This is a genomic window from Leucobacter sp. M11 (assembly GCF_035726885.1).
In the GTDB taxonomy this organism is placed as follows: Bacteria; Actinomycetota; Actinomycetes; order Actinomycetales; family Microbacteriaceae; genus JAPFRB01.
In genome coordinates, this window is the sequence record NZ_JAPFRB010000005.1 from 74,850 (window position 1) to 83,234 (window position 8,385).

Here is an 8,385-nt window from a genome sequence, read left to right on the forward strand (position 1 = left end):
TTCCCGCCGAGGAACTGCCCGCCGAGGAGCTCCCCGTTGCGGTCATCGAGGTGGAGGCCGTCGCGATCGAGGAGATCGACGGCGACGAGGACGTGCCCGCCGAGGCGGAGCCCGTCGCGGAGCCCGAGGCCCCGGCGCTTGCCGAGTACTCCTTCCCCGACATCGCGCCCCTCGAAGAGGAGCGCTCGGTCTTCGACGACCCGAGCACGACGACGCTGACCTCGATCCCGGACCCGCTCACGCAGCAGTCCGGCGTCGACACGAGCGCCGACTTCGACGACCTCATCTCGCACGCGGTCGCCGCCGAGGTGTCCGGGTCCAACACGGGCGCGCTCATCCTCCCGGCCATGCCGGACACGGGCGACCTGACCGGCTCGCTCAACGACACGGGCGAGATCTACATCACCGGCTCCATCGAACTGCCGAAGTCGCTGGGGGAGACGGGCGGTCACGCCCGCCTCTTCGACACCGTCGAGACGGATGACGACCACTTCGCCGAGGACACGGGCGCAAGCACGGACGTCCCCGACGACGGCACCGCCCCGGTGTCCGCGACCCGCGCGATCAGCGCGCAGGCCTCGAACAACGCCATCGTGACCCCGGCGACCACCAAGGGGAACAAGCTCCCGCTGATCCTGTCGATCTCCGGCGGCGGGCTCCTGCTCGCCGTGATCGGCCTGTTCATCTGGGGCGCAACGAACGGGATGTTCGGCTAGCCGGGCACCCCACAACCACAGCAAGTAAGGAACTCGTGACAGCGTCACCACAGTCTCAGACCGACCTTTCCGTCGCGGTCTTCGCGGCGGACGAAAAGGGGGCAACGGACCTCGTCGCGCTCGACGTCAAGGAGCAGTTCGCCCTCAGCGACATCTTCCTGATGGCGAGCGGCAACTCCGAGCGGAACGTTCAGGCGATCTCCGACAACATCGAAGACCGCATGCTGCAGTCCGGCGTGAAGACCATTCGCCGCGAGGGCCGCCAGAGCGGACGCTGGGTGCTGCTGGACTTCGGCGACCTCATCGTGCACGTCTTCCACCACGAGGAGCGCGGGTTCTACGACCTGGAGCGCCTCTGGAAGGACTGCCCCGCGCTCGACACGCCCGTGAAGACCGCCGAGGAGCTCGATTTGGTGAACTCCGGGGAGCCGGGTGTAGAATAAACAGTGTTGTCGAGTGAGTATTCGCTCGACTTCCACGGGTCTGTGGCGCAGTTGGTAGCGCACCTGCATGGCATGCAGGGGGTCAGGGGTTCGAATCCCCTCAGATCCACTCGAGCTAGTTGAGACAACTCGAATGAAACGCCCGCCGGCAACGGCGGGCGTTTTGCTGTTCCGGGGGGTCTGCCGTTCCTCGGAGACGGCGCTCACGGTCACGGTCCTTGAGAACATGGCGCTCACGACGAACCCCCTCCGCGGCGCAGACCCTCGACTCCTCCGGAGGAAACTTTCGGGCATCGTGGGAGGGGCCGCGACCCCTGAGACGCGATCCACCGGGTACTCCGCACGGGTGCATCGTTCCCGAAGGATACGCGGCAGGCCCGTCTCGATCGCGCAGTGGCGTCACCCGACGCAACGATCGCCGCCTGGCCACCGGGAGAACGTGGGTCAAGAACGGTGGCCGCTGGCAGATCATCCACCGGTGCGACGGCGGTTCCCTCGCCGTGCGCCGTCTCGGGCGGGGCGACCGGCCACGAGGCAAAGCCCTCGTGCTGCCCGCAAAGGAGGTCCGTCGATCACGGAGGCCGCAGGTCCGGCGAAATCGGCGCTCCAGGCACGGGCCTTTTGATGACCTTCACGTTCTGGGTGTGACGAGTCCGTGGTCGTATGCGGCGATGACAAGATGGGTGCGGTCGCGCGCGTCGAGTTTGTGAAGCAAGTTTGCGATATGAGACTTCACCGTTCGGACGGAGATCGTCAGGTGTTCCGCGATCTGCGGGTTCGACATCCCTCGCCCGACCAGACCGAGGACCTGCGTCTCGCGGGCCGTGAGGGTGCTGCTGCGTGACGGCTCCGGAGTCGTGGTCGCTCGTGGGGTGTCGAGATAGCGTTCGATCAGGCGGGTGAGGATCACCGGGGCGAAGAGCGTCTCGCCGTCGTGTGTGCGGCTGATCGCGCTGATGAGGTCATGGGGCGGGCTGTCTTTGAGGATGAAGCCGCTGGCCCCGGCCCGGAGCGCCTGATGCACGTATTCATCGAGTTCGAACATGCTCAGCATGAGGATTCTCGTGCTGGTCAGGGCGGGGTCGGCGCAGATGGTTCTCGTGGCTTGGAGTCCGTCGAGCTTCGGCATCCTGACGTCCATGACGATCACATCGGGCGTGGTCTGCTGCGCCAGGGCGATCGCTTCGACACCATCCGCTGCTTCGCCGACGATGCGCATTCCCTCGGTGCTGTCGATGAGGAGTGCGAGGGTTTGTCGGAGAAGGAGCTGGTCGTCCACGAGGAGCACAGTGATGTCTTCGGGAGCACGCGCGGTCATACGGCGGTCTCCGTGTCGGGGATGCGGGCTTCGATGCGGAATCCTGCTGTGCTGGGTTCCGCATCCAGGGTGCCGCCGAGCGCAGTGATGCGTTCGCGGAGTCCGGTGAGTCCGTGCCCGGCGCCGGGTGCCCCGCCCCACTCGCGCGCGGGTCCATCATCAGTCACCGTGACGGAGACGGCGTCGTCGCTTCGGGTGATCGTGATGTGGGCGCGGGTGGGGCCGGCGTGCCGGAGTATGTTGGAAAGAGCCTCGCGCACGACGGCGCAGACGGTGAGTTGCACTCCGGCCGAGACGGTCCCGAGCGGTGACTGATCGAGCGAGACGTCTAGGCCAGCCCGCTCGGCGACGCCGATGATGTCGGGCAGGGAGTCGAGGGTTTCGGCAGGGCGGTTCGGTGCTGCGGCATCGGGGTCGCGGAGCACTTCGAGCATCCGACGCAGTTCGCGAGTGGCGTCGCGGCTGGTGCCCTCGATATCGTCCAGGACGTGCAGCAGCCGGTCGTGGTCCGGGCGTTGCGCATCGAGGTGCTTCGCGGTCGTCGCGGCAACGGTGATCATCCCGAGCCCGTGGGAGACGATGTCGTGCAGATCGCGGGCGATGTGCAAGCGCTCATCGAGGACGGCTTCCGTTGCCGCCCAGCGGGTGAGCGCGGCCTCGTGCTCGGCTCGCTCGCGGCGAAGTCGGAGCAACGACCATCCAGCGACGACAACGGCTGCAGCGATCAGCAGCGGGAGCAGGATGGTGGAGAAGTACCCGTAGTTCGCGACCGACAACGAAAACGCGAGCGCGCCAATGAGCGCGGCGGTCACGACGGGCCATACCCGCGACCGCCGGGCAGGACGCGCACCCGAACTGTTCTCCATCCCCGCCATTCTCACCGCACTTCTTGAGCGTGTCATCGGCCCAGGGGCCGAGAGGCTCCCGCAGGACCTGACCCCAGGGCCAGTGTCCGCGGGTTCAGCAGGTGAGAGAAGTGCCGCCCAGGGGACGATGCCGGCCCCAGTGCGAACCGTGTTCACTGGCAAGCAACGACACGACGGAAAGATCAGGAGGTCAGCATGATCGCAATCGATCAGCTCCGCAAGACACACGGGAAGACGGAGGTGCTGCACAGCATCAGCTTCGAAGTCAGGCCAGGAAGGGTGACCGGATTTCTCGGCCCGAACGGGGCGGGCAAGTCTTCCACGCTTCGCATCCTGCTCGGACTGGACCGAGCCACTTCCGGGCGGGCGCTGATCGATGGGCAGGCCTACCGGGACCTGCGATATCCAATGCGCGCGGTCGGGGCGATGTTCGACGGCCCCGGAGCCAGTAACGGCCGCACCGCCCGCGATCATCTGCGATGGATGTGCCAGAGCAACGGCATCCCCACCGAGCGGATCGGCCACGTCCTCGATCTGGTCGGACTCGAACGCAACGCCACGCATAAGGTCGGCACCTTCTCCCTGGGGATGGGGCAGCGGTTGGGGATCGCCTCAGCACTGCTCGGCTCACCCAAGACGCTGGTGCTGGACGAGCCGACGAACGGACTCGACCCGGACGGGCTGCGCTGGCTGCGTGCCTTCCTGAGGGGACAGGCCGCAGCCGAGCAGACGGTACTGGTGTCCAGCCACCTGATGACGGAGATGGAGGACATCGCCGACGACCTCATCGTCATCAACAAGGGTGCCCTCGTCGCCACCGGCACCGTGGATACCGTGCGCGGCTCACATGCGACATTGGAGGAGGCGTTCTTCGCACTCACCGACCCTCAGGACATGCCCGCCGGTGGCACCCTGTGACCCAGGCGATGAATCGGTTCCGGGCGGAATCCACGAAGTTCGCCACGTTGAAGCCCCTGTGGATTCTTCCGGTGGTTGCCGTCGTTCTCACGTGGGTGCTCACGTACGTCACGGGGATGAGCGACGTGAAGCTCACCGGGGGAGATTTCGAGGAGGCCTTCAACGACCCCTCGGTGGCGTTCGCTGCCGGCGAGGTCGTGCCGTTGGAGTACATGGGCTTCGAGATGATGAACTTCCCGCTGCTGATCGCCATCGCGCTCGGGGCTATCTTTGCCGGGAGTGAGTACTCCGGCGGGATGGTGCGCAGTTCATTGATCGCCGATCCGCATCGGGTCGCGTTGTTCGCCACGAAAGCGACGCTGCTGGCATCCGTGGTCGCGGTCACCGCTTTCCTGTCGATGGCCGTCGGAACAGCGCTGCGACACCTCGCTCTCGGCGAGTACGGGCTCGGCCCGCTGGCGTTCACCCCGATCATGTGGCGCAACGTCCTCGGCGTCGTACTGATCTGCACGATGGCGAGTCTGCTCGCGTTCGCACTCGGGATCATCGCGCGAAACGCGATCGTGCCCCTCATCCTCATGATCCCGCTTTCCGTGGGACTCGGCGACTTCCTCCTCACGCTCTGGGAACCGGCCAAGTTCCTGCCACCCGCCGCGGGCGCGAGCCTGTACAGCGTCGTCGGCGACAGCCACCTCGACCCCGTTCTCGCCGCAATCGTCACCGCCGCCTGGGGCCTCGGGGTGACCCTCATCTCCGGAATCCTCTTCACCAGACGCGACGCATGACAGGAGCAACGACGATGTACCGCACGATCAGCGCCGAGGTCACCAAGGCCCGCACGCACCCCGCCATGCTCTACACGGTTCTCGCGGCCCTGCTCATCCCGCCCGCCCTGTCGGTCGCGATGGGCCTGGGACCCGCAGGAAACCCCCAGACGATCACCGACCTGCACTCGCAAGGGTTCGAGGTCGCTGGCTTCGGCCAGCCCCTCGTGATCCTCCTCGCCGCCGTGATCGCAGGGAGCGAATACCAGAACGGCCTGCTGCGATCCTCGCAACTCGCCACACCCAACCGGACACGGCTCCTCGCCGCGAAAACGATCCTCATCTCCGGAGCTGTATTCGGGCTCGCCATCGTGTCCATCGGGCTCGCCGTGATCCTGCGGCACATGGTGCTCGGCGATGCCGGGCTCGCGGTCACCGAGTTCACGCCGGGCATGTGGCTCAACCTGCTGACGGTCGGGATCAACTGGACCCTCATCAGCCTGATCGCCGCCGCACTGACCGTGCTGGCGAGGTCGATCCTGCTGCCAGTCATCGTACTCGTCCCGATGGTGCTCGGCCTCGGCGTCGCCCTCGTCGGCGTGCTCCCGTGGCTGAAGTACGCCCCCGACCTGGCCGGGCTGCAACTCATCTCCACCTATCCCGGTCTCGGACTCCTCGACCCCCTTGCCGGCGGCCTTGTCATGACCGCCTGGGCGATCGGCCTGCTCATCCCGGCGTTCATCGCGTTCAACCGACGCGACACATGAACCGTCTCGCAATCTTCGTTTCCCGAACACCCAACAGAAGGCACTCTCATGAAGAAGTCACTCAAGATCATCGGCGTCATCATCGGCCTCGCCGCAGTCGCGGCGGTCCTCATTTTCACCGTCCTCGGCGGCAGCTGAACGGCAGCTGCCGTCGTTCGCAACCGAACCCACGGCGGGCGAAACCGGCGGCCGAGCGGCACTGACCGGGCAAGGAGTGAAGCACGGTCGCTGTCGCTGATCGTGGTGCGGACGCTGACGGTGTATCGTCCGGTCGGGCCGGTGGCGTGTGACTGCGTGCAGATCATCATCGGCCGTGACGGTTCCGCGCAGCGCGCACATATCCGGCGCACGCTCCCTCGGGATCGCCGGGTTGCGCCGTTACGAGTCGAGGTGCGCCGGGTCGCTGACCTGTTGCGTGAGACCCGGCCAGGCGGTGGGCGCTGGACGGCCTCGTGACTGAAGTTCCGTTGCCGCCGATCGCGGCGGCGATGCAGCGTGTGGGCTGGCACTCCGCTCCCAGCTACTGTCTTGTTCCGCCAGTACGTCGGACCTGCTGCTGATCGACACGACGCTCTCGCCGTTCATCCGGGCAGTTCGGATCGAGTTCACTTCGCTCTCGCTCAGGGGTGTTCTCGTTCGTCTGCTTGGGGGTGTGACCACCCCGCGCCCGGGCTCAGTGGTGCCCAGCGCCCCAGCGCCGCCATCGAGCTTCGCCTGATTCCACGCGGAACGAAGCCGTTCGCAGGTGTTCGGGTTGAGTCCGCCCGCGTCCACTCGAGCTCGTTGAGACAACTCGAATGAAACGCCCGCCGTTGCCTGCGGGCGTTTTGCTGTTCCGGGGGTCTGCCGTTCCGGGCGATGCGCCGGGAGACGCGCGCTCGCCGAGGGTTAGGCTGGGACTCCCGAGACGGGTGGGGCGTCGCGGAACGCCCGAGGAACGAGGGAGGACTCGATGTCTGAAACGACCGGCAGGCCGAAGGCGGGCGGTACGTCCGGGCCGCAGGGCACCGCCGAGCCGAACGCCGCGAGCGGCCCGTCGCGTGCCTACTGGGAGGACCGCTACGGCCAGCAGGAGCAGTTCTGGAGCGGCCGCCCGAACGCGCAGCTGCTCGACCTCGCGGGCTCGCTTCGGCCCGGGGCCGCGCTCGACCTCGGCAGCGGCGAGGGCGGGGACGCCCTCTGGCTCGCCGAGCGGGGCTGGACCGTGACCGCCCTCGACATCTCGCAGACCGCGCTCGATCGCGGGGCCGCCGAGGCCGACCGGCGGGGGCTCGACGACGCGATCGTCTGGCTGCAGCGAGACCTCACGGAGTGGCAGCCGGTGCCCGGGGCCTACGAGCTGGTGTCGGCCTGCTACCTCCAGTCGCCCCTCGACTTCCCGCGGGATGAGATCCTGCGCGCCGCCGCCACCGCGGTGGCCCCGGGCGGCAACCTGCTCGTCGTCGCGCACACGGGGACCCCACCGTGGGCCGCTCGGGCGGACGCGGACGCGGAGACGGAGCCCGAGACCGAGGCGCACCGCGCCGCCCGGGGAGACGGCGCGCACGGTCACGGTCACGCGGCTCACGGTCACGGCGCTCACGAGCACGGCGCTCACGATGACCTCCCCTCCGCGGCGCAGACCCTCGACTCTCTCCGGCTCGACCCCGAGGCTTGGACGGTGCTCGTCTGCGAGGACCGGCGGCGCACGGTCACCGCCCCGGACGGCTCGTCCGCCACCCTGGAGGACGCCGTCGTCCTCCTCGAACGCCGATAGGTTCCCCTCCGCGCGCGGGGGCCGCGTGCGCCTCGGCCGCCGCGCCACTGCCGTGGCCCGGGGTGAGCGCGGGCCACAGCGATTTACCGGGCTGGGCTGGTGTCGCGTCCGGCCCCGCTCCGGGATCCGGCCCGCCGCCTGCCCGTGCGTCGCCTGCCGAGCGGGCGCGGGGTGCGGTTCCAGTCCAGCCGCACCGGGGGGATCAGGTGCGGCAGCTCCCGGATCATTCGGATCGTCCAGCGGTGCTCCGCGCTGAGCCCGTCCCGCGCGTGTTCATGGATGCGCCGGTGGTGGAATCGACACAGCAGCACCCCGTTTTTCACATCGGTTGGCCCGTTGAGGTTGTGTTCGCTCCACGGGATGACGTGGTGGGCGTCGCAGTCGGTGGGTGGGGCGTCGCAGCCGGGCCAGACGCAGCCGCCGTCTCTGGCGGCCAGGGCGAGTTTCTGCGCCGGGGTGAACAGGCGTTGCGCGCGCCCTTGCGCGAGCACGGCACCGGTTGTTCCGAAGACGGTGATCGCGTGCTTGCCGTCGCAGAGCTCCCGGAGCGCGGTTTCGGCGGACAGGGGTGCGAAGATGCCGTCCGCCCACGAAGGTCCGGTGCCGTCCTGGAGGGATTCGGCGCTGACGTGGATGTTGACGAGAGTGCTCGCCCCCGTGGCCACGCCCGCGTTGCGCTCGGCGAGGTGGGCGCGGATGCCGTCGATGAGGCGGTCCAGGGTGCGCTGGGCGGGAGTGCGGTCGTCGGGGGTGGGATCAGCGTCGCTGCTTGGGGAATGGGCGGTGACGGGTTGGAAGCGGACACCGGATTCGACGTTGGATCCGGCCTCGGGGTTC

8 protein-coding genes, 1 tRNA gene and 1 pseudogene are annotated in these 8,385 nt (G+C 68.0%); 7 read left to right on the top strand and 3 right to left on the bottom strand.

Annotated features, from left to right (window positions below; translation table 11 throughout):
* The 3 genes and pseudogenes from OOT08_RS15610 to OOT08_RS15620 all read left to right on the top strand — a co-directional run.
* Positions 1 to 716 (top strand): annotated as a pseudogene (locus OOT08_RS15610) (hypothetical protein); the annotation flags it as partial.
* A gap of 35 nt (positions 717 to 751) precedes the next feature.
* The gene (rsfS, locus tag OOT08_RS15615; RefSeq protein WP_325093762.1) at positions 752 to 1,159 is read left to right on the top strand and encodes a ribosome silencing factor; all 408 of its coding nucleotides are present in this window, start codon (positions 752 to 754) and stop codon (positions 1,157 to 1,159) included.
* A gap of 36 nt (positions 1,160 to 1,195) precedes the next feature.
* A tRNA-Ala gene (locus OOT08_RS15620) sits at positions 1,196 to 1,268 on the top strand.
* A 522-nt stretch (positions 1,269 to 1,790) separates the two neighbouring features.
* Here the strand turns inward: OOT08_RS15620 and OOT08_RS15625 are convergent.
* Positions 1,791 to 2,477 (bottom strand): response regulator transcription factor, encoded by a 687-nt coding sequence (locus OOT08_RS15625; protein WP_325093763.1) that lies wholly within the window; start codon positions 2,475 to 2,477, stop codon positions 1,791 to 1,793.
* Positions 2,474 to 3,289 (bottom strand): sensor histidine kinase, encoded by an 816-nt coding sequence (locus OOT08_RS15630; RefSeq protein WP_325093764.1) that lies wholly within the window; start codon positions 3,287 to 3,289, stop codon positions 2,474 to 2,476. Before OOT08_RS15630 ends, OOT08_RS15625 begins: the two co-directional genes overlap by 4 nt.
* Positions 3,290 to 3,538: 249 nt before the next feature.
* On the opposite strand from OOT08_RS15630, the gene OOT08_RS15635 reads away from it, so the two are divergent.
* From OOT08_RS15635 to OOT08_RS15650, 4 genes are all read left to right on the top strand, one after another.
* Positions 3,539 to 4,261, top strand: a complete 723-nt coding sequence (locus tag OOT08_RS15635; RefSeq protein ID WP_325093765.1) for an ABC transporter ATP-binding protein — start codon at positions 3,539 to 3,541, stop codon at positions 4,259 to 4,261.
* 71 nt (positions 4,262 to 4,332) lie between these two features.
* Positions 4,333 to 5,046: a hypothetical protein gene (locus tag OOT08_RS15640; protein WP_325093766.1), complete on the top strand. Its 714-nt coding sequence runs from the start codon at positions 4,333 to 4,335 to the stop codon at positions 5,044 to 5,046.
* Positions 5,043 to 5,792 (top strand): ABC transporter permease, encoded by a 750-nt coding sequence (locus tag OOT08_RS15645; RefSeq protein WP_325093767.1) that lies wholly within the window; start codon positions 5,043 to 5,045, stop codon positions 5,790 to 5,792. The genes OOT08_RS15640 and OOT08_RS15645 overlap by 4 nt, the downstream gene beginning before the upstream one ends.
* 952 nt (positions 5,793 to 6,744) lie before the next feature.
* Positions 6,745 to 7,548, top strand: coding sequence for a class I SAM-dependent methyltransferase (locus OOT08_RS15650; protein WP_325093768.1), 804 nt, complete (start codon positions 6,745 to 6,747; stop codon positions 7,546 to 7,548).
* A gap of 83 nt (positions 7,549 to 7,631) precedes the next feature.
* On the opposite strand, the gene OOT08_RS15655 is transcribed toward OOT08_RS15650, so the two are convergent.
* On the bottom strand, positions 7,632 to 8,385 hold a 754-nt coding region (locus OOT08_RS15655; RefSeq protein WP_325093769.1), incomplete at its 5' end, for an HNH endonuclease signature motif containing protein.